A 24,848-nucleotide genomic window follows, 5' to 3' on the forward strand; every position below is an offset into this window, starting at 1 on the left:
CGGCGCTCAGGCCAGCGCAGCCGATCAGGCCAGGGCGTCCGTGAGCAGCCCGATCAGCGCTTCCAGCTGCACGGAGTCCGCTGAGCCCGGCTCGACGTCCGAGCCGTCGAGCGCGCGCGCCGCAAGGCCCTGCTTGGAATCGATCAGCTCGGCGATCTTGGAGTCGATGGTCTGGGCTGCGATGATCCGCCAGGCCGTCACCGGCTCTTCCTGGCCGATGCGGTGCACGCGGTCGATCGCCTGCGTCTGCTCCGCCGCGGTCCACGAGAGCTCCGCGAGCACGACGTTGGACGCGGCCTGGAGGTTCAGGCCGACCCCGGCGGCCGTGAGGGAGCACACCGCCACGGCGACGCTCGGATCGTTGTTGAACGCGTCGATCTCCCGTTGGCGTGCGATGGCCGTCTGGTCGCCGCGGATCGAGATGGTCTTCAGGTCACGGGAGGCGAAAGCCGCCTCCGCGGCATCCATCACGTCGATGTGCTTCGCGAAGAACACGACCTTGCCGACCGAGCGCGCGAGCTGCGCGGCGTAGTCGCTGGCCAGGTTGGCCTTGGCCTGGCCGATCTTGCGGACCATCGTGAAGACGTTCTCGCCGGTCTTGGCCGACTTCGACTCCTCGAGCTCGGACTGGGCGACCAGGCGGATGAGGTGGGCGCGGTGGGCGTCGTCGTCGCCGTCGAACGAGTCCGGCCTTCCCGCCGCGGATGCTCGCTTGAAGCGTGCGACGAGGCGCGCGGCCAGTTCTTTCTCGGCCTGGCGGATCGATCGGCCGAGATCGTCGTCGAGCTCGACCGGAAGGTCGACCACCCGGCGGCTCGGCAGGTCGGCAGCGACGTCGATCTTGCGGCGTCGAACAATGCCCATGTCGATGACCGCCTCGCGTGCGGCGGCGTAGAAGCCGAAGTCGGCCGGTGTCAGCTCGGTCTCTTCCAGCTTCTCCATGAGCTGGGGACGGGGTTTCGTGCCGTCGATCCACCCCAGGAACTGCCAGATGGCGCGGAAGTCGTCGATGTCGTTGATCAGCGGAGTTCCGGTCAGCGCGAGCAGCAGCGGGTCGCCCGCAGGCGCCGTGGCCCGGATCGCCTCAGCGAGCCCGAGCACGTATTTGCTGCGCTGCGAGTGGAGGTTCTTGATGAAATGTGCCTCGTCGACCACCATGCCCTTGAACCCGAGCCTGCTGAGCCAGGCGAGGTGCCGGTCGAGCACTTCGTAGTTCACGATGACGACGTCGGCGAACGCATCCAGCCCCTCGCCGTCGCCGTGGATGACCGTGGCGCGACGGTGCGGCGTCCAGCGCTCCACTTCGCGCGCCCAGTTCATCTTCACGACGTTGGGGACGACGGCCAGCAGCGGGTACGCGCCCGCCACAGAGGCGGCGAGGACGGACTGCGCCGTCTTGCCGAGCCCCGGCTCGTCGGCGAGAAGGAAGCTGCGGTGTCCACGACGGACCTCTTCGACGAAGCGGGCCTGGTGGTGCATCAGCTCGAGACCGGGGGGCGAGTAGCGATCGATGGCGGGCGCCGGGGGGAGGTCCATGCTCGCCGCCTGGCCCCCGGAGCCGTACTCGAACGACTTGAAGAGGGGTCCGAGCAGCTCCCACGAGTCGAGGCGCCTGCGGGGTGTCGACGTGGAGGCCGCTGCACGAGAGAAATCAGGAGCGAGGAACGGATTCGACAGCTGCCGGGCCTTCACCGACTGCGGGATGACCTGCTTCTCGGCCAGTTCCGGCGGGATGATCGACTCCTGCTTGGGTGTCGGCCGCTCTGTCGTGATGATCAGGTCGTCGGGGCTGAGCTCGGTCCCTGATTCGAGGAGCCAGTCACGGCGGAGTTTCTGCGCCGTCGCGCTCGGCGGCGCCTCGCTCTCGAGGAGGGAGATCAACGACGTGTCCCGAGCGGCCGTCTTCGCGAGGATGGTGGCGATCCCGTCCAGTCGCTTCAGCTGCTCAGCGCGGGCGGCATCCGTGAGCTCCTTGTCGGCCTTCGCCCTGGCGCGCTCTTCACGCATGAGGAAGGCGATCACCTGGAACTTCGTGCGGTTCGTCGGCCCGAGCTTCTTGCCGTCGGCGGCCTTCGCCTCGACCTCCCGTACTTTGCGCGCGAGGACGGGGATCAGTCCGTCGTTGTTCGCGTGCCGGGTGCGGCGCTGCTGTGTCGCGCGCGGCGAGGCGCTGCGTTGACCGGAACGGGGCATGGTCCTCCAGTGAGAGCGGGCGGTCTGCGACGACCGCAGCGCGCCGCCGGCAGAGGCGGGCGACGCCGTGTGGCTGAGATGTCAGCCGAGGCGACCGGAGTGGGTGATCCCGGCCGAGACGACGAGCGAGCGCGTCACGAAACCGGTGACGCACGCATCAGTTTACGCGGTAGGCGGCGGTTCGACACCATCCAACGCGAGGTCGCGCCTCCCGGTTTCGTCAGCGACGCTGGTCGACGGGGACTTTGATGACGACCCCGGCGGCGACGAACATGACGGCGGCGACGAGTTCCAGGCCTCGGAGCACCAGATCGTCGAGCGTGATCGGCCAGACAGGGTTCCAGATGACCGCGATCGGGAGAAGTCCAGCGAGCCACCACCACTGCTTCGCCTGCCCCGCGAACACACACAGGATGAGGGCGAGGATGCAGACCGCGTAGCGCACGTACAAGTACCATTCGCCGCCGATGAGGGCGAACCCCGCGATCAGGACGATGGCTCCGAGGAGTCCCGGGACGAGCGCGCTTCGCGAGAATTCGGGCCTGGCCGCCGGTCGTGTCATAGCTCACCGAGTCTACGGCACGGCGATGGAGCCCTTCGTCCAGCGGCCGACCGGCCTGGACGGGATCCCGACCGAGGATCCCGTCCAGGGGGCTCACGCGTGCCGCTTACGCAACGAGTGAGCGTTCCGACCGAATGCTTCGAGCACGCAGGCCGACCCCGCGAGCGTGACTAGCAGGTGCCTTTCCGCAGGACGAACGCGCACGGCGGGGCATCGGACCCCACACGGACGGTCACCACGGACTGGCGGGCGAGCGCGACGAATTCGCCGAGCTCGAGACGTGACATCGATACGCGGCGGAGTTCGGCATCTGACGCAATGCCGTTCACCGCGAACGCCACGTCTGGCAGGTCGGAGAGGGTGCCTGTGCAGTCGAGAAACGCTATGGGAGCCGGATCGTGACAGTCGAGCGGGACGACGCTGAGGATCGCGTCTGCCGCGGCCTCTGTCGTCACCTCACCGAGATGAATGACGGGTGAAACGATTTCTTCTTCTGGATAGCCGCTGCCGACCAACGTTAGGAGGTCGCCATCGTCCATGGAATCCAGAGCGCTCAAGAGCGCACCGGACAGCAGCGGGCTGAGGTTCTTCAGCAAAGTCGGGCCTTTCCTGTTAAACGAATATTTCTCAACCCCTACGCTGAGCATAGACCCGTCTGTTTAGGGCACCCACCCCCCGTTATGGGGTGATTCATGCGACGCGCCGAGAAACCAGACCCATTCCGGGGGACGAATCTGCTAGGTGCAAATGCGGCCCACGGCATATACCCGAGACCCGCGCAGACAAGGGGATCGCGAGGCATCCGTGGAGCGGGTCACGACTGGTCCAATCGTCAGGGAGGCCTATGTACGCGACGGGTTATGCGTTTCGGTGCCGTCGCAGCCGAAGGCTGTTCAGTACATTGGCATGTACCCCATAGGGGTATATGGGGCCGAAGGGTTATCCTTGACCCGTGATCGCAGACATCAAGAAGCGCGCCCTCCACCGCGCGCGCATCCTCGAAGGCCAGCTCCGGGGCGTCGAGAAGATGATCGAGAACGAGGACTACTGCGTGGACATCCTCACGCAGTCCCTCGCCATCCAGAAATCGCTCGGATCCCTCAACAAGCTCCTGGTGGAGAACCACCTCAAGACACACGTGTCCGAGATGTTCGAAGAAGGCGGCGACACCCGCGACGCGGCCATCGCAGAACTGCTGAAAGTATACGAACTGTCCAACAACCGTAGCTGACCATGGCCGAACTCGAGATCGTCCGCGGCGACATCACCGATGAGCACGTCGATGCCATTGTGAACGCAGCCAACAGCTCCCTGCTCGGAGGCGGCGGCGTCGACGGCGCCATCCACCGCGCGGGCGGCCCCGAGATTCTCGAGGAGTGTCGGCGGCTTCGCGCGACCACCTATCCGGACGGGCTTCCGACCGGTCAGGCAGTGGCGACGACGGCCGGCCGCCTGGATGCCCGCTGGGTCATCCACACCCTGGGACCCGTCTGGTCGGCGGTCGACGACCGCACCGCACTCCTGCAGGACGCTTATCGGTCGTCGCTCCGGGTCGCCCGCGAACTCGGCGCCCCCAGCGTCGCCTTCCCGGCGATCTCGGCCGGGATCTACGGCTGGCCGATGGACGATGCCGCCCGCACCGCAGTCAGCACGGTACGGGCCGTGCTCGCCGCGTCGATCGGGCCCGTCGAGCGTGTGCGCTTCGTACTCTTCTCCGATGCCGCACTCGCTGCCTTCCGCACCGCGGCCGGGGAATGACTACAGTCGATCCATGCCCGACCGCACCGTTAGCCCTGCCGCGCCCGACGCGCATCCGACGTCCCCGCCCGCCACGGCCGGCCTCGATCCGGCGCGCGCGGTGGAGCGCTTCCGCGAGCTGCTTCGCATCCCGACGATGTCGCGCAACGACATCGAGACCACGCGGTGGGAAGACTTCGACGCCTTCGTCGAGGCGCTCCCCCGGCTCTACCCCACGCTCCACGATGCGCTCGAACTGACCGTCATCGCCCGGCACTCCCTGCTGTACCGCTGGCCGGGACGCGAGCCCGGTGCGCCGACCGTGCTGATGGCACACTACGACGTCGTGCCCGCGACCGACGAAGGCTGGGAGCATCCGCCGTTCGCCGCCGACCTGGACGGCGAGGGCGAGGGACAGGTGATCTGGGCGCGCGGCGCGATCGACGACAAGGGCGCACTGGTCGCGATCCTCGAAGCCGTCGATTCGCTCGTGCAGGCAGGGCACCTGCCGCTCAACGACGTCTACCTGAGCTTCGGGCACGACGAGGAGACGGTCGGGAAGGGCGCACAGGCGATCGTCGCGCACCTGGCCGAACGTGGTGTGCGGCCCGCGCTCGTCCTCGATGAGGGAGGCGCCATCGTGGAAGGCGTGTTCCCCGCGGTGAGCGACCCGATCGCGATGGTCGGAGTCAGCGAGAAAGGGATCACCACCCTGCGGCTCCGGGTCGCGCAGGCCGGTGGCCACGCATCCACTCCGCCCCGGATGACCGCGACCGTGCGCCTCGCGCGGGCGATCACGCGGCTGAACGCCCGTCCATTCCCTGCGCGTCTCTCCGAGACCAACCTCCTCATGATCGAAACGCTCGGAGGCCACGCGACCGGCCCGCTCCGCCACGTCTTCACCCGGGCGCGCCTGCTGAAACCTCTGATGATCGCCGCGTTCGGCCGCCTCAGCGACGAGACACGGGCGATCGTGCGCACCACCACCGCCGTCACGCGCCTGAGTGGGAGCCTCGCCTCCAACGCCCTCGCCGAGGAGGCGCACGCAGACGTCAACGTGAGGATCGCGGTGGGGTCGACCGTCGAAAAGTCACTGCGGCACGTGCGTCGGGCGATCCGCGACCCGCTCGTCGAGGTGCTCGTGGTCGACGCCAACGAGCCGTCACCGGTCTCGCCGGCCAGCGGACCCGAATGGGACTCCGTCCGCGAGAGCATCACCGCGACCTATGCGGGCGTGATCGTGTCGCCGTACGTGATGCTCGGGGCGAGCGACAGCAGGCATTTCACGCGCATCAGCGACGCGGTCTACCGCTTCACGCCGTTCGAACTGAGCGCCGAGGACCGCGCCACACTCCACGCACGCGACGAACGCATCCGCGTCGCGACCTGGCTCCGCGGGATCAACGTCTACGCGACCCTGCTGCGTTCCCGCTGACCGGCTAGGCGTCGCTCCAGCTGCGACCGCCCAGGTCGGGCAGCTGGATCGAGCGGCTGGTCGGCGGCAGTTGCCGCAGGCGTTCGATCGCCGGCTTCAGCTCGGCGAGCCAGGCGCTGTACCCGGCTTCGTTGAGGTGCAGGCGGTCGTCGGAGTACGCGGGATTCAGTTCGCCGTCTTCGAGCGCCATTGCGGGCCACAGGTCGAGCCACATCGCATGCACGGTCGGAGCGAACTGCCACAGGTGCCGGTTCACATCCCGGATCTCGGAGGCGAACTCGTGCCCGCGCGGCATGACCGACTGCATGAGGATGCGCGTCTCGGGCAGGTCGCGCCGCAATGTCACGAGGATGGTCTCGACGTTGCGGACGATGTGCTCCGCGGACCTGCGCCAGGCGAGGTCGTTGGTACCGATCAGGAGGATCACGGATCCCGGCGCCGCCTCCACCACGTCGCCCAGCCTGGCGATCACGTCATCGGTGGTGTCGCCGCTCACACCGAAGTTCAGCACGTCCTCGTCGGGAAGCCAGTCGCGCCAGTTGCCGCCCTGGGTCAGGCTGTCGCCGACGAACGCAGTGGCTCCGAATTCCGACATGCCTCCATCATCACCCTCACGGGCGCGAACCGCCAGCGGGTTGCCTCTGCGGTCAGATCATGCTCTTCGTGTGCCAGACCGTCTTCGTCTCGGTGAATGCGATGATCCGGTCGAGGCTGGGAGCAGCGGCATCCGGCCCGTTCTCCGGGGGGAGGACACGCTTCAGCGTCTCGGCGGCCGCGATCTGGAGGTCGACCCAGTCGAGATCTCCTGCGCCGACGAGGTCGACCGCGTTCACATCGGAATGCGAGGCGAGCCAGGGGGCGATCTCGGCAGGTGACCCGGTCAGGATGTTGACGACACCGCCGGGGACGTCGCTCGTCGCGAGCACCTCGCTGAGACTGATCGCCGAGAGCGGGAAACGCTCGCTGGCGACCACGACGACGGTGTTCCCGGCCACGAGGGCGGGAGCGACGGCGCTCACGAAGCCGAGCAGGCTCGAGCCCTGCGGGGCGACGATGGCGACGACACCGGTCGGTTCAGGGATGGAGATGTTGAAGTACGGTCCGGCCACGGGGTTGGCATTGCCCGCGACCTGGGCGAACTTGTCCGCCCATCCCGCGTACCAGACCCAGCGGTCGATCGCCTCGTCGACCTGTGCGCCCGCGACCGCTGCCGTCGCGCCCTCGGCCTGGACGATCTCGTCGACGAACTGCGCGCGGCGGCCCTCGAGGAGTTCGGCGATCCGGTACAGCACCTGGCCGCGGTTGTACGCGGTCGCGCCCGCCCATCCGCTCAGCGCCGCACGCGCGGCTACAACCGCGTCGCGGGCGTCCTTGCGGGACCCCTTGGCCGCGTTCGCGAGGAACGCACCCTTCGCCGAGACGACCTCATAGGTGCGACCCGATTCGCTGCGCGGGAACTTTCCGCCGATGTACAGCTTGTACGTCTTCGGCACGGCGAGGCGGCTCATTTCTTCGCTCCCTTGGTCGATGCGGATGCTTTCGGAGCGGCGACAGCCCTGGCGGCCGACCCGGAGAGAGCCGGCTTCAGATAGGCAGCCAGGCCGTGGCGTCCGCCCTCGCGGCCGTAACCCGACTCCTTGTAGCCACCGAACGGGCTCGCCGGGTCGAAACGGTTGAAGGTGTTCGCCCAGACGACTCCGGCACGCAGCTTGTCGGCGACCGCGAGGATACGGCTGCCCTTGTCGCTCCAGATGCCGGCGGACAGGCCGTACGGTGTGTTGTTCGCCTTGGCGATGGCTTCCGCCGGTGTGCGGAACGACAGCACCGAGAGCACCGGTCCGAAGATCTCCTCCCGAGCGATCCGGTGACTGGTGGAGACATTGGTGAAGATCGTCGGGGCGAACCAGAACCCGTTCTCGGGGATGTCGCACTTGGGGCTCCAGCGGTCGGCGCCTTCCGCCTCGCCGATGTCGGACAGCTCGCGGATGCGCTGCAGCTGCTCGGCGCTGTTGATCGCACCGATGTCGGTGTTCTTGTCGAGCGGATCGCCGAGGCGCAGCGTCGACAGCCGGGTCTTCAGCCGGTCGACGACCTCGTCGTGGATGTTCTCCTGCACCAGCAGGCGGCTTCCCGCACAGCACACGTGGCCCTGATTGAAGAAGATCCCGTTGACGATGCCCTCGATGGCCTGGTCGATCGGCGCGTCGTCGAAGACGATGTTCGCCGCTTTCCCTCCGAGCTCGAGTGTCAGCTTCTTGTCGGTGCCCGCGACGGAGCGCGCGATCTCGCGCCCCACCGCCGTCGAACCGGTGAAAGCGACCTTATTCACGTCGGGGTGGTTCACCAGGAGACGCCCGGTCTCCCCCGCGCCGGTGACGATGTTGACGACACCGGCAGGCAGGTCGGCCTGCTGCACGATCTCGGCGAAGAGCAGCGCCGTCAGCGGCGTGGTCTCGGCAGGTTTCAGCACGACGGTGTTGCCCGCCGCCAGCGCGGGCGCGATCTTCCACGCCAGCATGAGCAGCGGGAAGTTCCACGGGATGACCTGGGCTGCGACGCCCAGCGCGCGGGGAGCCGGACCGAGACCCGCGTGGTCGAGCTTGTCCGCCCATCCGGCGTAGTAGAAGAACCATGCGGCCACCAGGGGGACGTCGACGTCGCGGCTCTCCTTGATCGGCTTGCCGTTGTCGAGGCTCTCGGCGACGGCGAGTTCACGCGACCGCTCCTGGATCAGCCGGGCGATACGGAACAGGTACTTGCCGCGATCGGAGCCGCTCATGCGCGACCAGACCCGGTCGTACGCACGACGGGCGGCGGCGACCGCCGTGTCGATGTCGCCGGCGTCGGCCGTCGCGATCGTCGCGATGCGCTCCTCGGACGCCGGGGAGATGGTCTGGAAAGCGGGACCGCCGCCGTCGACGAACTCGCCGTCGATGAAGAGCCCGTACTGGTCGCGCAGGTTCAGGATCGACCGCGATTCGGGCGCCGGTGCGTATTCGAGGAAACTCATTGTCCGTCCTTAGTCGATCGTCACGTAGTCGGCGCCGGAGTAGTGCCCGGTCGTCATCTTCTGCCGCTGGAGCAGCACATCGTTCAGCAGGCTGGACGCGCCGAACCGGAACAGGTGCGGCTGCAGCCACTCCTCGCCGGCGGTCTCGGCGACCGTCACGAGGTACTTGATCGCGTCTTTGGACGAGCGGATGCCGCCCGCGGGCTTCACGCCGATCTTCTCGCCCGTGAGACGGTGCCAGTCCCGCACGACTTCGAGCATCGACAGGGTGACGGGCAGCGTCGCGGCCGGCGACACCTTGCCGGTGGAGGTCTTGATGAAGTCGCCTCCGGCGAGGATGGCCAGCCAGGATGCGCGGCGCACGTTGTCGTACGTGTTCAGTTCGCCCGTCTCGAGGATCACCTTGAGGTGCGCGTAGCTGCCGTCGGAGCGGCGGCAGGCCTCCTTGACGGCGACGATCTCGTCGAAGACCAGTCCGTAGCGGCCGGCGAGGAAGGCACCACGATCGATGACCATGTCGATCTCGTCGGCGCCGGCGGCGACCGCGTCGGCCGTGTCGGCCAGTTTGACGGCAAGGGATGCGCGTCCGCTGGGGAACGCGGTCGCGACGGCCGCGACGGCGATGCCGGCCGGGTTCTTCGCGAGGTGCGCGTCGCCGAGAGCCGCAACGGCGAACGGGACCATGTCGCCGTAGACGCAGACGGCCGCGACGCGTGGGGTGCTGAGGTCGCCGGGGTCGGGGGTCAGCGCCTTCGCCACGAGCGAGCGCACCTTGCCCGGCGTATCCGCTCCTTCGAGCGTGGTCAGGTCGATGAGCTCGATGATCTTGTCGAGCGCCCAGCGCTTGCTGGTCGTCTTGATGGAGCGTGTGCCGAGGCCGGCCGCACGCTGTTCGAGGCCGACAGCGTCGACCCCCGGAATGCCTTCGAGGTAGCGGCGCAGGCTGGCCTCGGTGAGGTCACCGCCCAGCACGTCCACTGCACGTGCCGCCGGGGCGAGGGATCGCCCGGGCGGGGTGGTTTCGATGGTCACTTCACTCCTTCGGTTCTGACGTGGTCGCCGGCGGCGTAGCCGGCGCTCGTCGACCTGCCGAGCAGGTCGTTGGCGGTCGCTTCGTCGGTGATGAGCGTGGTGCACAGTCCGCTCGAGACGACCGCGTGGGCGATCCTGTGTTTGGTCTCACCCGCGATGACGGCGATGCTGACGCGAGCGGACCGCAGTTCGTCGAGCGTGATGCCGAGGGTGCGGCCGTTCAGCTCGTCGTCGGCGACCGAACCGTCTTCGGTGATGAAGCGGCCCACGACATCGCCGACGGCCCCCTTGTCGGCGAGGCTGCGGACATCGTCCGCGGTCAGGTAGCCGCTGTCGACGTGGACCGAGCTGGTGTCCACCACGCCCGCACTGAACAGGTAGGCGGATGCGTTCCGTGCGATCTCGAGGACGCTCTGAACCGCGCGGTCCGCTTCGATGGCGCGACGGGTCGCGGCCTGTTCGAAGATGGCGGGACTGGGGAGCAGGGTCGCCGTGCCCTGCGCTTTGCGCGCGATGACGACGGCGGTGTCGGCCGCCGCGGTGGCCTGGCGGGTGCTGCTCACGCTGCCGTTGATCTGCACGGGGTTGACCCCGACGGCCCAGCCCGGTCGCAGCCGCGCCGCGACCGCGTGGAGGGTGCGACCCCAGCTGACGCCGAGGATGCGGGGCACCGGCCGCAGGGTCGTGAGATAGTCGGCGGCCGCCTGGGCCACCCTGGCCTGCACGTCGGAGTCGGAGTCGATCGTGGGCACGACGACTGCGTCGTCGAGGTCGTAGAAGCCGCAGAGTTCGCGTTCGAGGGAGAAGCGCCGCGCACTCGGGTGCACGATCTCGATGCGCACAAAGCCCTGCTCACGAGCCTGCACGAGGAGCCTGCCGACCTTCCATCTGCTCACGCTGAGCGCGAGCCCGATCTCGTCCTGCGTCTTGCCCGCTTCGTAATAGAGCTCGGCTGCCTTCACGGCGAGGATCTCGTCGCTGTCATTCATCGCAGCTGTCTCCTTTCGCACGATCCGCCGTATTCAGCTTAGGAAGGCGTGCGCGGTCGAGCAACTCTTGCGCGCAGGTTGCTCATATGAGCATGAGGCATTTCCCTTACTCTTGACGGGTGCTCACACCCCTCGCCCTCGCCGTCGATTTCGGCGGCACCAAAGTCGAATCCGCTCTCGTCACCGCCGACGGAACGGTCGTCCCCGGATCGCGGCACCGCCAGCCCACCGGCCGCAGCGCGACGTCCGAAGCGCTCGAGCAGTCCGTCGCCACTGTCGTCCGTGACGCGCTGGCCACGGTTCCGGCGGAAGCCGAGGTCGTCGGCATCGGAATCGGCTGCGCGGGCCCGATCGAGCGCGTGGACGGGCTCGTCTCCCCGCTCAACGTGCCCGCCTGGCGCGGCTATCCCATGCGGTCGTTCGTGGCGGGAGTCGCGGCGGCGCAGGGGCACGCTGTTCCTGCCGCACTCGAAATGGACGGGGTCGCGATCACCCTGGCCGAGCACTGGGTCGGCGCCGCGCAGGGCGTCGACAATGTCATGGGCATGGTCGTCTCCACGGGCATCGGCGGCGGACTCATCGTCGGCGGCCGCGTCATCACCGGCCCGACCGGCAACGCCGGTCACATCGGCCACGTCGAGGTCGGCGGAATGACCGGAGAGGACACGTTCGGCAACCCCACCGCGCTGGAGGCGATCGCCTCGGGTCCCCACACCGTCGCCTGGGCGCGCAGCCAGGGCTTCACCGGCGCCACCGGAGAGGACCTCGCCGCCGCCTATGCCGCCGGGGACCCGATCGCGCGCCAGGCCATCGAACGCACCGGAGAGGCTGTCGGCCGCGCCATCGCATCCGCCACCGCCCTCGTCGACCTCGAGCTCGTCGCGATCGGCGGCGGGTTCTCGCAGTCGACCCCCGACCTGTTCGACATCGTCCGCGCGACGATCTCGCACCACTACTTCGAATTCGTGCGCAAGGTTCGGATCGTCCCTTCGGCGCTCTCCGGCGAGGGCCCGCTCATCGGAGCAGGCGCACTCGTCCACCGCGCGAACCTCCTCCCATAGCGCGACTCCCTTCGCGCCCACGCGCATCCGTCGAAGAATCGGCGCTCACGTTGGGCGCTCAACGGCGCGTGAAGCTGTCCTCGAGCTGGTGCGGGCGCGCCACGATCGAGCCGGCGACGGCGGCTGCTGCGGCTGTGGCCAGCAGCACGACGAGCGCCAGCGTCCACTGGCCGGTCACCTGGTGCAGCACGCCGACGACGAGCGGGCCGAGCGCGCCGAGTGTGTAGCCGACGCCCTGCACGAAGCCGCTCAGCGCGACAGCGCCCTCGTGGGTGCGTGTGCGCACGTTGATCAGCACGAGAGACAACGGGAAGAGCAGCGGGCCGAGGCCGGCGAACACCACCCACACCCAGGTGGCTGACGACGGCACCAGGATGAGGCCGAGATAGCCGACCACGAAACACACGACACCCGCGTAGACCAGCAGCGCGACATTCTTCAGGCGCGCCGCCAGAAGCGGGACGAGGAGGGCGGCCGGGATGCCCATCGCGGCATACAGGGAGAGCAGCGCGCCCGCCGCAGCGGGGTCGGAGCCGGCTGTGTCGTGCAGGATCTCGGGCAGCCAGGCGAACATTGCGTACGCGTTCAGCGACGACACCGCGAAGACGACGGCGAGCGACCATCCGATCGCGGTGTGCCAGACCCGTCCGAGCAGGCGCGGCTCCGGCTCCTCGACCTCGACGTCGTGGTCGGGATGCACGGGCTTGTGCGAGATCAGGATGCGCAGCCATGGCAGAACCGCGAGCAGGCTCAGCGCGCCCCACATCCCGACCGACACGCGCCAGCCGGCGCTGTCGGCGACCGGAACAGCAATGAGCGGAGGAAGGAGTGTGCTGATCGAGATCACGGTCGCGTACAGCGACGTGACCAGCCCGATGCGGTCCGGGAAGTACCGCTTCACGAGCGGAGGCAGCAACACGTTGCCGACACCCATGCCGGCGAACGTGATCGCCGACCCGACTGCCAGCACGACGAACGATCCGGAGAAGGCGCGAACCGCGTCGCCGAGGAGGATCGCCGCAAGCGCGAAGACCATGACCGTCTCGAGACTCGCACGGCGGGTGAAGGCCGGGGTGACGATTCCGAAGATCGCGAAGCAGACCGGGGGAAGCATCCCGAGCACACCTACCGCGATGCTCGAGATCGCGAAATCGACGCGGATCTCCGCGAAGATCGGCGAGAGCGCCGCAACCGCGGTACGCAGGTTGGCTGCGACGAGGAGGATGCCCAGAAGGGCGAGGGTTCGGCCGTGCCAGAGAGGACGTTGCGGTTGGTCTGGCACCATTCGATCCTATCGGCGCACCGGAGACCGCCCGCGCGACCGCGACACCCGGCCCGGATCAGGCGAGGATGGTGCGGGCCCGCTCGACGTCGGCGGCGATCTGGGCGATCAGCGGGTCGATCCCCGAGAATGCGACCATGCCGCGGATGCGCTCGACGAACGCGATCTCCACTCGGTGGTCGTACAGGTCGAGATCTTCGTCGAGCACGTACGCTTCGACCTGCTTGTGCGGTACACCTTCGAACGTCGGGTTGTTGCCCACCGAGATGGCGGCGGGATAGCGCACGCCTTCATCCGTCAGCCACCCGGCGTAGACGCCGTCGGCAGGGATGAGCCCCTCGGATTCGGGCGACAGGTTCGCTGTCGGAAAGCCGAGCTCCCGGCCTCGCGCCGCTCCGTGCACAACGATTCCGCGCACGCAGGGGACGTGACCGAGGAGGCGCGCCGCGTGAGCCACGTCACCGTCGGCGAGGAGCTCGCGGATCCAGGTCGAGGAGACGCGCCTGCCGCCCTCCGGCCGCACATCGTCGATGAGTCGTACGACGAAACCGAACTTCTCGCCCAGCTCCTCGAGCTTCGTCACGTCGCCGGCGCCGCGCGCGCCGAACCGGAAATCGCTGCCGACGAGCACGACCCGCGCGTGCAGCCGGTCGACGAGGATGCTCTCGACGAAGGCCTCCGGACTGAGGTCTGCCGTGTGCCGGTCGAAGGTCAGCAGCAGTGTCGCCGCTACACCGGTTCCCGCGAGCAGATCGAGCTTCTGATCCACTCCGGTCAGGGCGGGCGGGCATTTCTCCGGCGCGAGGAGTTCGAGCGGATTCCGGTCGAACGTGATCACCGTCGCGGTCAGACCTTGCGACGCCGCCACCTCATCCAGCGTCGCGATGACGGCTCGGTGACCGGTGTGGACGCCGTCGAACTTGCCGATCGTGACCGCGCTCGGACCGAAATCGGCCGGAACCTGATCGAGCGAACTGAAGACCTTCACGATCGGCCGGCCCGGTCCGGTTCGTCGGCCGCTTCGCTCACAGGCTTGTTCTTCGACAGCCAGATCATGCCGAGGATCGGCAGCACGAGAGGAATGAACAGGTAGCCCATGCCGTAGACCGACCAGACGGTCGCCTGGCGGCCGAACGGGTCGATACTGGTGAGGCCCAGCACTTCGGGCGCGAACAGGCTGAGAGAGCCGATCACGATCACACCCGCGAGTTCGAAAGAGATCGTGTACCACGCGACGCGGTACCAGACCGGTCCGGGGGCGATCAGGGCGATGGTGGCGACGATGTAGACGATCGCGGCGAGACCGGAGAGCGTGAACGCGATCGGGGCTTCGCCGAACCGGTCGATGATCTGGAAGACGCTCCGTCCGGTGGCGGCGAGCGCGAGGATGCCGTACACGAGGATGAGGAGGCGGCCGACGCCGGTGACACGCGGTCTTCTGGTCTTCGCCTTCTGGTGCACGGCGGGGGTCTGTTCTGGCATCGCCTTACGATTCTAGACGCGCGCCGCTATGCTCCCTGCACGAACCAGATCTGCCCCATCCGGTACACCATGACGGCGATCGCGAGACAGACGGCTCCGAGGATGACCGTGCTCCACCGGTTGCGTTCGATCAGCGCCCAGAAGCCTCCGGCAAGCGGCAGGATGAGCGCCGAGATCAGGTAGATGTAGAACTCGGCGAGACTGCCCGTCGGCTCGTTGCCCACCGCAGGCGCGACGATCGTCACGACGAGCTGGCCGACGAGCAGCACCTCGACGAGCGCGACGGCCCCCATCGTGAGATCGGACGGGACACGACCGGCAAGCCCCAGGACGATGCAGAGCACGCCGGCGATGCAGGCGACGATCACCTGGACCGTCGTGAACCACTCGATCATGCGAGCTCGTCCGCGGGGAAGTTCACCAGGGTCCGGGCTTCTTTGCCGTGGAACTCGATCAGCCCGACCAGGTGGCCCGTCGGCGCAATCGCGGCGACGGGCTCGCCTCCGCCGTCGTGATCGGGCACATGGATGCGCTTGCCGTGGCCGAGATCGATCGCCTGCTGGTCGGTCAGGTCGAGACGCTCGAAGAGCAGGGAAGCGGCGTCGGCAGGTGGGATGACGCGTGACGCGACGTCGAGGCCGTCGATGGGGTGCGCATCCTCGACCACGAACGGACCGACGCGCGTACGCCGCAGCCGGGTCAGATGTCCTCCGACCTCGAGGGTCGCGCCCAGGTCGCGCGCGAGCGACCGGATGTACGTTCCGGATGAGCACACGACGCGTACCGCCAGGTCGATCGCGACGGTCTCCCCGTCGACGACGACCCGCTCGGTGGCGAGGAGCTCGAACTCCGACACCGTGACCGGGCGCGCGGCCAGCACAACATCCTCGCCTGCGCGAACACGGGCGTACGCCCGCTTGCCGTCGACCTTGATCGCGCTCACAGAGCTCGGGACCTGCTCGATCTCCCCGGTGAGGTCGGCGATCCCGGCGAGCACGGCATCCGGTTCGACGGTGTCGAGTCTCCCGCTGCCCGCCTCCGAGACCAGCTCGCCCTCTGCATCGTCGGTCGTCGTCGAGGCGCCGAGCCGGATGGTCGCGTGGTACTCCTTGTCGGTTCCGACGATGTAGGTGAGGAGGCGGGTCGAACTCTGCAGGCCGAGGATGAGCAGGCCCGTCGCCATCGGATCGAGGGTGCCGGCATGGCCCACCTTGCGCGTGCCGGCCAGGCGCCTCGTGCGTGCGACCACGTCGTGGCTCGTCCAGCCCTCCGGTTTGTCGACGAGCAGGATGCCGCTCGGTGCGGGCGTCTGCGCCGGCACGCCGTCGGTCAGGCTCACGCGTCGGCCCCGACCACGCGGGGCCGGCCCGCGGCTTCGAGGGCGGCCAGTTCGAGGACCATCTGCAGCTTCGTGCCGAAGGTGGACTGGAGCAGCTCGCGGGCTGTCTCGTCGGTCAGGTATTCGTCGGGCATCCGCAGCCCGAGCACAGTGTTGAGGAGCATCCCGTGCGCCAGGAATTCGCGGGTCGTCTCGGCGTCGAACCCTGCCTCGTCACGGAGCAGGCGGTAGATCGTGAGGAACCCGTGGCGCGCCTTGCGGCCGACGACGGCGTCGCCACCCATGCTGAACGCCTGCATCAGGGAGAGCAGGATGCCACGGTCTTCGATGAGGTCGACGTATGCGAACCCGATGCGGCTGTGCAGGTCGTGGTCGGATTCGCCCGCATGTCGACCCTCTGCCAGAACGGTGCGGAAGGCTTCGACGAGTTTGTCGACCGCGCGGTCGAGCACTTCGAGGAAGAGGTTCTCTTTGCTGCCGAACATGCGAACGACGTAGGGCTGGCTGATGCCGGCAGCCCGGGCGATCTGGTCCGTGGTCGCGCCGAAGTAGCCGCGCTGGCCGAACACGAGGCTGGCCGCCGCCAGGATCGACTCGCGCCGTTCGCCTGCCGGGATCCGCTCGGCCGAATTGTCTTTCACGCTTGACAGGTTATCAGCCGATTACTACTCTGTCGCTTAGTAATCATTCAATAACCACAACCCTTTCTCATGAATGGAGTTGGGCGATGTCCTCACCCGCACGGCGCGTACCTCTCTGGCTCGCCATCATCGCAGCATCCCTCCCGATGTTCATGGCGACACTCGACAACCTCGTGGTCACCAGCGCCCTTCCGGTCATCGCCAAGGACCTGACGGCGTCCATCGAAGACCTCCAGTGGGTCGTGAACGCCTACACCCTCACCTTCGCGACGATGATGCTCATGGCGGTCGCCCTCGGCGACCGGTTCGGCAGGCGACGGGTGTTCCTCGCCGGCATCGTGGTCTTCACGGTCGCATCCGCGCTCAGCGCGCTGGCGACGGAACCGTGGATGCTCATCGCGGCCCGCGCGGTCCAGGGCGTCGGCGCCGCAGCACTCATGCCGCTGTCGCTGACCCTTCTGGCCGGCACCGTGAGCGAACGGCTGCGGCCTGCCGCGATCGGCATCTGGGGAGGAATCGCCGGACTCGGCGTCGCTCTCGGCCCGCTCATCGGAGGCGCGGTCGTGCAGGGCTGGAACTGGCAGGCGATCTTCTGGCTGAACGTCCCGCTCGGCATTATCTCGGTCCCCCTCGTGCTACTCGCGCTTCCGAACAGCTTCGGCCAGCGCGTGCGCGCCGACGTGGTCGGACTGCTCCTCGCCGGGTTCGGACTCCTGGGGCTCGTCTACGGCATCGTTCGCGGCAACCCCGTCGGCTGGGACAGCTTCGAGGTGGTCGGCTCGCTCGTCGCAGGCGCCGTGCTGCTCGTCGCCTTCGTGATCTGGGAGTCGCGCACCCCGTCGCCGCTCCTTCCCCTCCGCCTCTTCCGCGACCGCAGCTTCACGGTGGCGAATCTCGTCGGCATCACCTTCAGCTTCGGGATCTTCGGATCGATCTTCATCCTGATCCAGTTCCTCCAGGTCGTGCAGGGCCACACCCCGCTCGAAGCGGGCGTCATGACCATGCCGTGGACGCTCGCGCCCATGGTGGTGGCCCCGCTGACCGGTCTGCTGTCACCCCGTACCGGAACGCGCCTCCCGATCTTCATCGGCCTCGTGTTCCTGACCGCCGCGATGCTGTGGATCGCACTGACCCTGTCGGCGACCGAGCCGTACAGCGAGATGTGGCCCGCCTTCGCTGTCGCCGGCATCGGCATGGGCCTGGTGTTCGCGCCCAGTTCGACCGCGGTCCTCGCCAACATGGTGCCGGACGACCAGGCGAAGGCCTCAGGCACCAACTCGACACTGCGTGAGGTCGGCGTCGCCCTCGGTATCGCCGTGCTGACCGCGGTGTTCACCGGCGCCGGCGGAACGCTCACACCGAGCGGCTACGTGAACGCGGCGATCCCGGCCGTCTTCGTCGGGGCGGGCGTGCTCGGCCTCGCCGCGATCGTCTCGCTCGCGCTCCCGTCGGGCATCCGTCGCCGCGAGCCCGCCGGGATGACCGGCGCTCCCGCACCCGCGTCCGTCGCCGAGCCCGCCCGCTCCGCGTAGACCGGGCCGCGTGGCGATCGGATAGGCTCCTCCGCACCCGCGAAAGCGTTCCGGCAGGACCTGTCCGATCGGCGTGCACGCTCGTTCTACGCTGGTGGCATGCGAATCGGAGTGATCGGCGCGGGCGCGATCGGCGGAACGATCGCCGCGCTCCTCGACCGGGCCGGCCACAACGTCGAGGTCACGGCTCGCGGCGCCCATCTGGAGGCGATCCGGGCGACCGGACTGCACTTGTCGGGCGAGTGGGGCACCCACACCGCTCGGGTACGTGCCGCCGAGACCCTCACCACCGCCCCCGAGCTCGCCTTCGTCTGCACCAAAGCGCAGGATGCGGCCGCGGCGATCCGCGAACACAGCCCCCTGCTCGCGGGGATCCCCGTCGTGATCGTGCAGAACGGCCTGACCGGGCTCGGCGAAGCATCCGCCCTCCTCCCCGACTCCGACTGCGTCGGAGCGCTCGCCCTCTGGGCTGCGAGCTACCTCTCCCCCGGCCAGGTGAGCGTCACGACGCCCGCGACGACCTATCTGGGCTCCGGAGACGGCGCGCCGAATGCGGCGACCCTCACCGTCGCGCGTGTGCTCGGCGCGGTCATGCCGAGCGAAGCCACCGCGAATTTCACGGGGTGCCAGTGGACGAAGCTCATGGTCAACCAGATCAACGCCATGCCTGCGATCACCGGGCTGAGCGTGCAGGAGACCCTGAGCGACCGTCACCTGCGGCTGATCGTCACGGCGAGCCTGCGTGAGGCCGTACGCATCGCCCTCGCCTCGGGCGTGCGGTTCGGCAGCCTGCAGGGACTCACCGACACCATCCTCCGGTTCGTGGCCCGCAGTCCGCTCACCGTCGGCCAGGTCGTTCCGCTGCTGATGCGACGGCGGATGGGGCGCACACCGAACCCCGGTTCGACGCTGCAGAGCATCCGCCGCGGCCAGCCGACCGAGATCGACTTCCTCAACGGCGCGGTGGTCGACCAGGCCGCCCTCATCGGCCGGGACGCTCCGATCAATGCCGCCCTCGTCGGGCTCGTGCACCGGGTCGAGCACACCGGAGCGTTCGTCGCACCCGACGAAGTGCGCACCACCCTCGCGCCGCTCCTGTAGCGCTGCAGAAGGGCAGGTCTCAGCAGCTGTCGGCGAAGATCCGTCGTGGATGCGCGGGGTCTGCGTTGTCGACCAGAGCGTTCGCGAATTCCCGCGGGTTCGCCTCGGTGAAGTACAGTTCCTGGCCGTCGCGGTACCGCGCGTTCGCCAGCGCGTCGGCGTCCGGGTTACGGGCGTCGCGTTCAGCGAGGCGGCTGTAGGCGACATCCCACGGGACCTCGAGCAGGATCGAATAGTTCCAGATCCCGCGCAGTTCGGGCCGGAGCAGGAACACTCCGTCGACGATGAGCACGCCGTCCGGCTGACCGGTCACCCAGCGTGACAGCGTGGGCGCATCCCGTCTGACGTCCCACGCCGTGGTCTGGAACCCGGTGCTGCCCGCCATCCGGAACGGGTCGACCAGAACCCGGCGAAACGTCTGGTAATCGAACGAGTCGCGGTAGAACGACTCCGGAGACTCGCGCCCGTCGCGGTACCGCTCGGCACGCGACCGGTGGAAATCCTCCATGGATGCGCGGAAAGCGTCATGACCGGCCTCGCGGAACACCGCGGCCAGATCGTCGCCGAAAGTGGTCTTGCCTGCCCCGTCGACACCGTCGACCGCGACGATCACGCGACCGCGACCGTAATTGTGGGCGATCTCCCCCACGAGCTCCCTCAAGAATTCGTTGCGTGGCGTGGGCAGCAGCTGCATGTGTCGAGCCTAGGACTCCGGCGCCGCCTACGCTGGGTTCGTGACCGAACTCGCAGCCGCATCTTCGCCGCTGCCGTTCGCAGCGACGGTGATCGACTGGTTCCATGCGAACCGGCGCGACCTGCCGTGGCGCCGCGATGGTTTCACCGCCTGGGGAACCCTCGTCAGCGAGTTCATGCTGCAGCAGACCCCGGTCTCCCGCGTCATCCCCCACCTCGAGGAGTGGCTGACCCGCTGGCCCACGCCTGCAGATCTGGCTGCCGTCCCGCCCGGCGAGGCCGTGCGAGCCTGGAAGTCGCTCGGCTACCCGCGCCGCGCGCTCTGGCTGCACGACTGCGCTGTCATCATCACCGACGAGTACGGGGGTGTCGTCCCCGACGACGTGGATGCGCTCCTCGCCCTTCCCGGCGTCGGAGACTACACCGCGCGTGCGGTCGCAGTGTTCGCGTACGGCGGCCGGCATCCGGTCGTCGACACGAACATCCGCCGCGTCATCGCGCGCGTCGTCGACGGCAATGCGGACCCCGGCCCTCCGAGCACGCGACGCGACCTGGCCGCCATGGAATCGCTGCTGCCCGCCGAACGGGCCGCGTCGGTCGCGTTCAACGCCGGGATGATGGAACTCGGTGCGATCGTCTGCACCGCGCGGTCGCCGTTGTGCGATGGATGCCCGGTGCGCGACGCCTGCGCCTGGCGTCTCGCCGGATACCCGGCCTACGACGGTCCACGCAAACCTGTGCAGAAGAAGTTCGAAGGGTCGGACCGGCAGGTCCGCGGTCTGGTGATGGCGGAGCTGCGGGCGTCGCGCATTCCGGTGACGCGCACCGAACTCGAGGCGGTCTGGCCCGACGAGGTGCAGCGCGAGCGGTCGATCGCGGGGCTCATCGTCGACGGTCTGGTCGTCGACTCCGACGATGGCCTGACGCTGCCGTAGCGGCTGCGCTCAGCCTCCGAGGAGGGTTCCGTCCTGCCCGAACTCGAGCGGGTTCCAGTCCAGTATCCGCGAACGCCAGACGTGGCCTTCGGTGTAGAACGGGTCGTTCTCGCGAAACCGCTCCGCGGCCTCACGACTGCGGAAGACGGCCATGGAGCCTTCGGTCGCGGGATTGCCGAATGTCCCGATCATCACCACGTCGCCACTCTTGGCGAACTCGTCGAGGTAGGCGCGATGGCGCGGGTATGCCTCGATGATGCGTTCGAAGATCTTCGGATCGGCGTCGGGATCGCTGTCGTAGAACGATACGGCGTACATGCTCGAAGGCTACCGCCGTCGGCAGAGCTTCGGCTACGCCTTCTCGGCGGCCTCTTCGTCGGCAGCGTCGTCGTCGTCGGCGTAGAAGTCGCTTCCGAAATCGTCGTCCTCGCCGTCGGCCTCGAGGTCACGCGGCTTCACGTACGGATCTTCGTCTCCGGCGTACTCCGCCGTTGCGGCAAGACCGGCGACCTCCGTGTCGCGCTGGCGCGCCTCTCGGAGGAGGTCCTCGATGTGCGCGGCGTTCTCGGGGATCGCATCGAGGATGAACTCGAGCGACGGCGTGAGCCTGGAGGTGATGTTCTTGCCCACCTCGGTACGGAACATTCCGGTTGCGGCCTTGAGAGCGGCAGCGGTGTCGGCGCGCTCCTCATCGGTTCCGTAGACCGTGTAGAAGACGCTGGCGTGCTGGAGATCACCGGTGACCTTCACATCGGTGATGGTGACGAATCCCATCCGGGGATCGCGGATGCCGCGCTCCAGCCGTTTGGCGATGATCACTTTGATCCTGTCGGCGAGTTTCCTCGCGCGTTCCGGGGCGGCCATCGAAGTCCCCTCTCTCTCCCCACCGGGGAGTCACTGCCTGGGTGCCTGCAGAGAATGGCAGACACCGGATGGGCCGGAGGTGGTTGCCCACCCCCGGCCCCTGGTCGGTCAGACGCGCGGCTTCTCGCGCATCTCGATCGTCTCGATCTCGTCGCCGATCTGGATGTCGTTGAACTTACCGAGGCCGATACCGGCTTCGAAGTCGGTACGCACCTCGGTGACGTCGTCCTTGAACCGGCGGAGCGACTCGATTGCGAGGCCGTCCGCGACGACGACGCCGTCACGGATGACGCGCGCCTTCGCGTTTCGGGTGATCGTGCCGGACCGGACGATGACACCGGCGATGTTTCCGAACTTGGAGGACCGGAACACCTCGCGGATCTCGGCCACACCCGACTGGACCTCTTCGAACTCGGGCTTGAGCATGCCCTTGAGCGAGTTCTCGATGTCTTCGATCGCGTTGTAGATGACCGAGTAGAAGCGCACATCCACACCCTCGCGGGCGGCGCGTTCGCGGGCCTTGACGTCCGGGCGGACGTTGAAGCCGATGACGATCGCGTTGTCGATGGTCGCCAGGTCGATGTCGGATTCGGTGACCGCACCCACACCGCGGTGGAGGATGCGCAGCTGCACCGAGTCGTCGACCTCGATCTTCATGAGCGAGTCCTCGAGAGCCTCGACGGCACCGGAGACGTCACCCTTGATGATGAGGTTGAGCGATTCGACCTTGCCCTCTTCGAGTGCACGGGTGAAGTCCTCGAGGCTGATGCGCTTGCGGGCCTTGGCCAGCTGGGCGTTGCGCTCGACGGCTTCGCGCTTCTCGGCGATCTGACGTGCCGTGCGGTCCTCCTCTGTGACGAGGAAGGTGTCGCCGGCTCGCGGAACACTCGAGAGGCCCTGTACCTGGACCGGACGCGACGGGGTGGCCTCGAGGACCACATCCCCGTTCTCATCGGCCATGGCACGGACGCGTCCGTACGCCGTACCGGCGACGATCGCGTCGCCGACGCGGAGCGTTCCGGACTGGATGAGCACCGTGGCGACCGCACCGCGGCCCTTGTCGAGCTTCGCTTCGATCGCGACACCGCGGGCGTCCTTGTTCGGGTTCGCACGCAGGTCGAGCCCGGCATCGGCGGTGAGGAGCACTGCGTCGAGCAGGTCCTGGATGCCGATGTCGTTTCGGGCGGACACGTCGACGAACATGACGTCGCCGCCGTACTCCTCCGCGACCAGTCCGAACTCGGTGAGCTGCTGGCGCACCTTGGCCGGGTTGGCGTCGGGCTTGTCGATCTTGTTCACCGCGACCACGATCGGCACGTTCGCCGCCTGAGCGTGGTTCAGCGCCTCGATCGTCTGCGGCATGATGCCGTCGTCGGCCGCGACCACGAGGATCGCGATGTCGGTGACCTGGGCACCACGGGCACGCATGGCGGTGAACGCCTCGTGGCCCGGGGTGTCGATGAAGGTGATGGCCCTCTCGAGGCCCTCGTGCTCGGTCGTCACCTGGTAGGCACCGATGTGCTGGGTGATGCCACCGGCCTCGCCCGCGACGACGTTCGCGTTCCGGATCGCGTCGAGGAGTCGGGTCTTACCGTGGTCGACGTGGCCCATGACCGTGACGACCGGCGGACGGATCTCGAGGTCTTCGTCGGTTTCGTCTTCGAGCTCCTGGTCGAGATCGATGTCGAAGCCTTCGAGGAGTTCCTTGTCCTCATCTTCAGGCGAGACGATCTGCACCTTATAGCCGAGCTCTTCACCCAGGATGCCGAACGTCGCCTCGTCGAGGGACTCGGTCGCCGTCGCCATCTCACCGAGGTGGAAGAGGACGGTGACCAGGTTTCCGGGGCTGGCGTCGATCTTGTCGGCGAAGTCGGAGATCGAGGCACCGCGACGCAGGCGGACGATGGTGTCGCCGTCGCCGCGGGGTACGCTCACGCCACCCAGCGACGGGGCTTCCCGCAGCTCGAATTCCTGCCTCTTCGTGCGCTTCGACTTGCGCGCCTTGCTCTTTCCGCCACCACGGCCGAATGCACCAGCGGTGCCACCGCCGGGGCCACGACCACGGCCACCACCACCGGCGGGACGAGGCGCGCCGAAGCCGCCACCGCCACCGGCGCCTGCACCGGCGCCACCTGGGCGCTGGAAACCGCCACCGGCGCCTGCACCGGCGCCACCTGGACGCTGGAAGCCGCCGGTACGTGCTCCACCGGGTCCGCCGGGGCGCTGGAAGCCGCCGGGGCGCTGGCCCTGTGCGGGAGCACCCGGACGCGGCGAACCGGGTCGGGGCGCCGACGGACGCGGGATGTTCCCGGGGCTGGGACGCTGGCCCATGCCCTGCGAGCTCGCGAACGGGTTGTTACCCGGACGCGGGTTCGTCGGGCGCTGGCCCATGCCCTGGTTCGAAGCGAAGGGGTTGTTGCCCGGACGCGGAGCGCCGGGGCGCGGGATGCTTCCGCCGGGGGTGGGCGCCGAGGACTTCGCGACGTCACCATCGGCGGTAGCGGCCGCTGCCGGGGCAGGGGGCGTCTCGGCCGAGGCGGACTTCTCAGCGGCCGCCTTGTCGGCTGCCGCCTTCTCCGCGGCAGCCTTCTCTTCCGCGATCGCCTGACGTTGTGCGACCGAGAGCGGTGCGCTCGGAACGGGAGCGGACGGTGCGGCGACGGGCTCTGCGGATACAGGGGCCGGGGCGGCGACGGTCGCCTGGGTCGGGCGGGCCTTGGGGGCCGCGGGGGCCGGTGCGCCCGCGGGCGCGGCAAGGCCATCCGCCTGGAGGGCGGCGCGAAGCTTGCGCGCCACCGGCGGTTCGATGCTGGAGGACGGTCCCTTGACGAACTCGCCCATTTCCTTCAGTTTTGCAAGGGCTACCTTGCTGTCGACTCCGAGTTCGCTAGCGACCTCGTGTACGCGTGGTTTTGCAGCCACAATTCTCCTGTCTGGGCCTGACCCGGACAGGGCAGACC

General features: G+C 68.3%; 25 protein-coding genes. 7 read left to right on the forward strand and 18 right to left on the reverse strand.

All coding sequences use genetic code 11. From position 1 onward, the window contains the following. Window positions 1-24: 24 nt before the first annotated feature. The 3 genes from AAYO93_RS12325 to AAYO93_RS12335 all read right to left on the reverse strand — a co-directional run bounded on the left by AAYO93_RS12325 (window position 25) and on the right by AAYO93_RS12335 (window position 3,351). The gene (locus tag AAYO93_RS12325; protein WP_345761476.1) at window positions 25-2,193 is read right to left on the reverse strand and encodes a DEAD/DEAH box helicase; all 2,169 of its coding nucleotides are present in this window, start codon (window positions 2,191-2,193) and stop codon (window positions 25-27) included. Window positions 2,194-2,413: 220 nt separating this feature from the next. Beyond that, the gene (locus AAYO93_RS12330; protein ID WP_345761477.1) at window positions 2,414-2,755 is read right to left on the reverse strand and encodes a DUF6804 family protein; all 342 of its coding nucleotides are present in this window, start codon (window positions 2,753-2,755) and stop codon (window positions 2,414-2,416) included. Between the two features lie 170 nt (window positions 2,756-2,925). Continuing rightward, window positions 2,926-3,351: an RbsD/FucU domain-containing protein gene (locus AAYO93_RS12335; RefSeq protein ID WP_345761478.1), complete on the reverse strand. Its 426-nt coding sequence runs from the start codon at window positions 3,349-3,351 to the stop codon at window positions 2,926-2,928. A 356-nt stretch (window positions 3,352-3,707) separates the two neighbouring features. Here AAYO93_RS12335 and AAYO93_RS12340 point away from each other — a divergent pair, with 356 nt between their 5' ends. The 3 genes from AAYO93_RS12340 to AAYO93_RS12350 are packed head-to-tail and all read left to right on the forward strand — an operon-like array spanning window position 3,708 to window position 5,927. Next, complete coding sequence (locus tag AAYO93_RS12340) at window positions 3,708-3,986, forward strand: metal-sensitive transcriptional regulator (protein ID WP_345761479.1); 279 nt, start codon at window positions 3,708-3,710, stop codon at window positions 3,984-3,986. 2 nt (window positions 3,987-3,988) lie between these two features. Beyond that, entirely contained in the window at window positions 3,989-4,513 is a 525-nt protein-coding gene (locus AAYO93_RS12345) for an O-acetyl-ADP-ribose deacetylase (RefSeq protein ID WP_345761480.1), read from the forward strand. A gap of 13 nt (window positions 4,514-4,526) precedes the next feature. Continuing rightward, complete coding sequence (locus AAYO93_RS12350) at window positions 4,527-5,927, forward strand: M20/M25/M40 family metallo-hydrolase (RefSeq protein ID WP_345761481.1); 1,401 nt, start codon at window positions 4,527-4,529, stop codon at window positions 5,925-5,927. A gap of 4 nt (window positions 5,928-5,931) precedes the next feature. Here AAYO93_RS12350 and AAYO93_RS12355 read toward each other — a convergent pair whose 3' ends face one another. The 5 genes from AAYO93_RS12355 to AAYO93_RS12375 are packed head-to-tail and all read right to left on the reverse strand — an operon-like array spanning window position 5,932 to window position 10,958. Continuing rightward, on the reverse strand, window positions 5,932-6,522 hold the full coding sequence (locus tag AAYO93_RS12355) for an SGNH/GDSL hydrolase family protein (protein WP_345761482.1): 591 nt from the start codon (window positions 6,520-6,522) through the stop codon (window positions 5,932-5,934). Window positions 6,523-6,574: 52 nt separating this feature from the next. After that, the gene (locus AAYO93_RS12360; RefSeq protein ID WP_345761483.1) at window positions 6,575-7,435 is read right to left on the reverse strand and encodes an aldehyde dehydrogenase family protein; all 861 of its coding nucleotides are present in this window, start codon (window positions 7,433-7,435) and stop codon (window positions 6,575-6,577) included. Beyond that, the gene (locus AAYO93_RS12365) at window positions 7,432-8,937 is read right to left on the reverse strand and encodes an aldehyde dehydrogenase family protein (RefSeq protein WP_345761484.1); all 1,506 of its coding nucleotides are present in this window, start codon (window positions 8,935-8,937) and stop codon (window positions 7,432-7,434) included. The genes AAYO93_RS12360 and AAYO93_RS12365 overlap by 4 nt, the downstream gene beginning before the upstream one ends. Before the next feature lie 9 nt (window positions 8,938-8,946). Next, on the reverse strand, window positions 8,947-9,969 hold the full coding sequence (gene deoC, locus AAYO93_RS12370) for a deoxyribose-phosphate aldolase (protein WP_345761485.1): 1,023 nt from the start codon (window positions 9,967-9,969) through the stop codon (window positions 8,947-8,949). Continuing rightward, window positions 9,966-10,958: a sugar-binding transcriptional regulator gene (locus tag AAYO93_RS12375; RefSeq protein ID WP_345761486.1), complete on the reverse strand. Its 993-nt coding sequence runs from the start codon at window positions 10,956-10,958 to the stop codon at window positions 9,966-9,968. Before AAYO93_RS12375 ends, deoC begins: the two co-directional genes overlap by 4 nt. A 119-nt stretch (window positions 10,959-11,077) precedes the next feature. Here AAYO93_RS12375 and AAYO93_RS12380 point away from each other — a divergent pair, with 119 nt between their 5' ends. After that, a complete protein-coding gene (locus tag AAYO93_RS12380; protein ID WP_345761487.1) occupies window positions 11,078-12,019 on the forward strand; it encodes an ROK family protein in 942 nt (313 codons plus the stop codon). 58 nt (window positions 12,020-12,077) lie between these two features. On the opposite strand, the gene AAYO93_RS12385 is transcribed toward AAYO93_RS12380, so the two are convergent. The 6 genes from AAYO93_RS12385 to AAYO93_RS12410 are packed head-to-tail and all read right to left on the reverse strand — an operon-like array spanning window position 12,078 to window position 16,763. Next, entirely contained in the window at window positions 12,078-13,304 is a 1,227-nt protein-coding gene (locus AAYO93_RS12385) for an MFS transporter (RefSeq protein ID WP_434056634.1), read from the reverse strand. Window positions 13,305-13,359: 55 nt separating this feature from the next. Continuing rightward, window positions 13,360-14,289 (reverse strand): bifunctional riboflavin kinase/FAD synthetase, encoded by a 930-nt coding sequence (locus AAYO93_RS12390; protein ID WP_345761489.1) that lies wholly within the window; start codon window positions 14,287-14,289, stop codon window positions 13,360-13,362. Further along, window positions 14,286-14,783 (reverse strand): hypothetical protein, encoded by a 498-nt coding sequence (locus AAYO93_RS12395; RefSeq protein ID WP_345761490.1) that lies wholly within the window; start codon window positions 14,781-14,783, stop codon window positions 14,286-14,288. The genes AAYO93_RS12390 and AAYO93_RS12395 overlap by 4 nt, the downstream gene beginning before the upstream one ends. A gap of 26 nt (window positions 14,784-14,809) precedes the next feature. Further along, the gene (locus tag AAYO93_RS12400) at window positions 14,810-15,178 is read right to left on the reverse strand and encodes a hypothetical protein (protein WP_345761491.1); all 369 of its coding nucleotides are present in this window, start codon (window positions 15,176-15,178) and stop codon (window positions 14,810-14,812) included. Continuing rightward, window positions 15,175-16,122, reverse strand: a complete 948-nt coding sequence (gene truB / locus AAYO93_RS12405) for a tRNA pseudouridine(55) synthase TruB (RefSeq protein WP_345761492.1) — start codon at window positions 16,120-16,122, stop codon at window positions 15,175-15,177. Before truB ends, AAYO93_RS12400 begins: the two co-directional genes overlap by 4 nt. Further along, the gene (locus AAYO93_RS12410; RefSeq protein ID WP_345761493.1) at window positions 16,119-16,763 is read right to left on the reverse strand and encodes a TetR/AcrR family transcriptional regulator; all 645 of its coding nucleotides are present in this window, start codon (window positions 16,761-16,763) and stop codon (window positions 16,119-16,121) included. Before AAYO93_RS12410 ends, truB begins: the two co-directional genes overlap by 4 nt. An 86-nt stretch (window positions 16,764-16,849) precedes the next feature. Between AAYO93_RS12410 and AAYO93_RS12415 the strand changes: the two genes are divergently transcribed. Together AAYO93_RS12415 and AAYO93_RS12420 are read left to right on the forward strand one after the other, a co-directional pair. Further along, a complete protein-coding gene (locus AAYO93_RS12415) occupies window positions 16,850-18,295 on the forward strand; it encodes an MFS transporter (protein ID WP_345761494.1) in 1,446 nt (481 codons plus the stop codon). A gap of 99 nt (window positions 18,296-18,394) precedes the next feature. After that, window positions 18,395-19,396 carry a ketopantoate reductase family protein gene (locus AAYO93_RS12420; protein WP_345761495.1) on the forward strand — a complete coding sequence of 334 codons (1,002 nt, stop codon included), beginning with the start codon at window positions 18,395-18,397 and terminating at the stop codon, window positions 19,394-19,396. A gap of 19 nt (window positions 19,397-19,415) precedes the next feature. On the opposite strand, the gene AAYO93_RS12425 is transcribed toward AAYO93_RS12420, so the two are convergent. After that, window positions 19,416-20,090, reverse strand: a complete 675-nt coding sequence (locus AAYO93_RS12425; RefSeq protein WP_345761496.1) for a uridine kinase — start codon at window positions 20,088-20,090, stop codon at window positions 19,416-19,418. Window positions 20,091-20,130: 40 nt separating this feature from the next. On the opposite strand from AAYO93_RS12425, the gene AAYO93_RS12430 reads away from it, so the two are divergent. After that, window positions 20,131-21,024 carry an A/G-specific adenine glycosylase gene (locus AAYO93_RS12430; protein ID WP_434056635.1) on the forward strand — a complete coding sequence of 298 codons (894 nt, stop codon included), beginning with the start codon at window positions 20,131-20,133 and terminating at the stop codon, window positions 21,022-21,024. A 9-nt stretch (window positions 21,025-21,033) separates the two neighbouring features. Here the strand turns inward: AAYO93_RS12430 and AAYO93_RS12435 are convergent, their stop codons facing one another. The 3 genes from AAYO93_RS12435 to infB all read right to left on the reverse strand — a co-directional run bounded on the left by AAYO93_RS12435 (window position 21,034) and on the right by infB (window position 24,810). Further along, the gene (locus AAYO93_RS12435; RefSeq protein ID WP_345761497.1) at window positions 21,034-21,342 is read right to left on the reverse strand and encodes a YciI family protein; all 309 of its coding nucleotides are present in this window, start codon (window positions 21,340-21,342) and stop codon (window positions 21,034-21,036) included. 33 nt (window positions 21,343-21,375) lie between these two features. Further along, a complete protein-coding gene (gene rbfA, locus AAYO93_RS12440; RefSeq protein ID WP_345761498.1) occupies window positions 21,376-21,888 on the reverse strand; it encodes a 30S ribosome-binding factor RbfA in 513 nt (170 codons plus the stop codon). A 108-nt stretch (window positions 21,889-21,996) separates the two neighbouring features. Then, the gene (gene infB, locus AAYO93_RS12445) at window positions 21,997-24,810 is read right to left on the reverse strand and encodes a translation initiation factor IF-2 (protein WP_345761499.1); all 2,814 of its coding nucleotides are present in this window, start codon (window positions 24,808-24,810) and stop codon (window positions 21,997-21,999) included. Window positions 24,811-24,848 lie beyond the last annotated feature (38 nt).

The sequence above is a fragment of the Diaminobutyricibacter sp. McL0608 genome, from assembly GCF_039613825.1.
Classification (GTDB): Bacteria; Actinomycetota; Actinomycetes; order Actinomycetales; family Microbacteriaceae; genus Diaminobutyricibacter.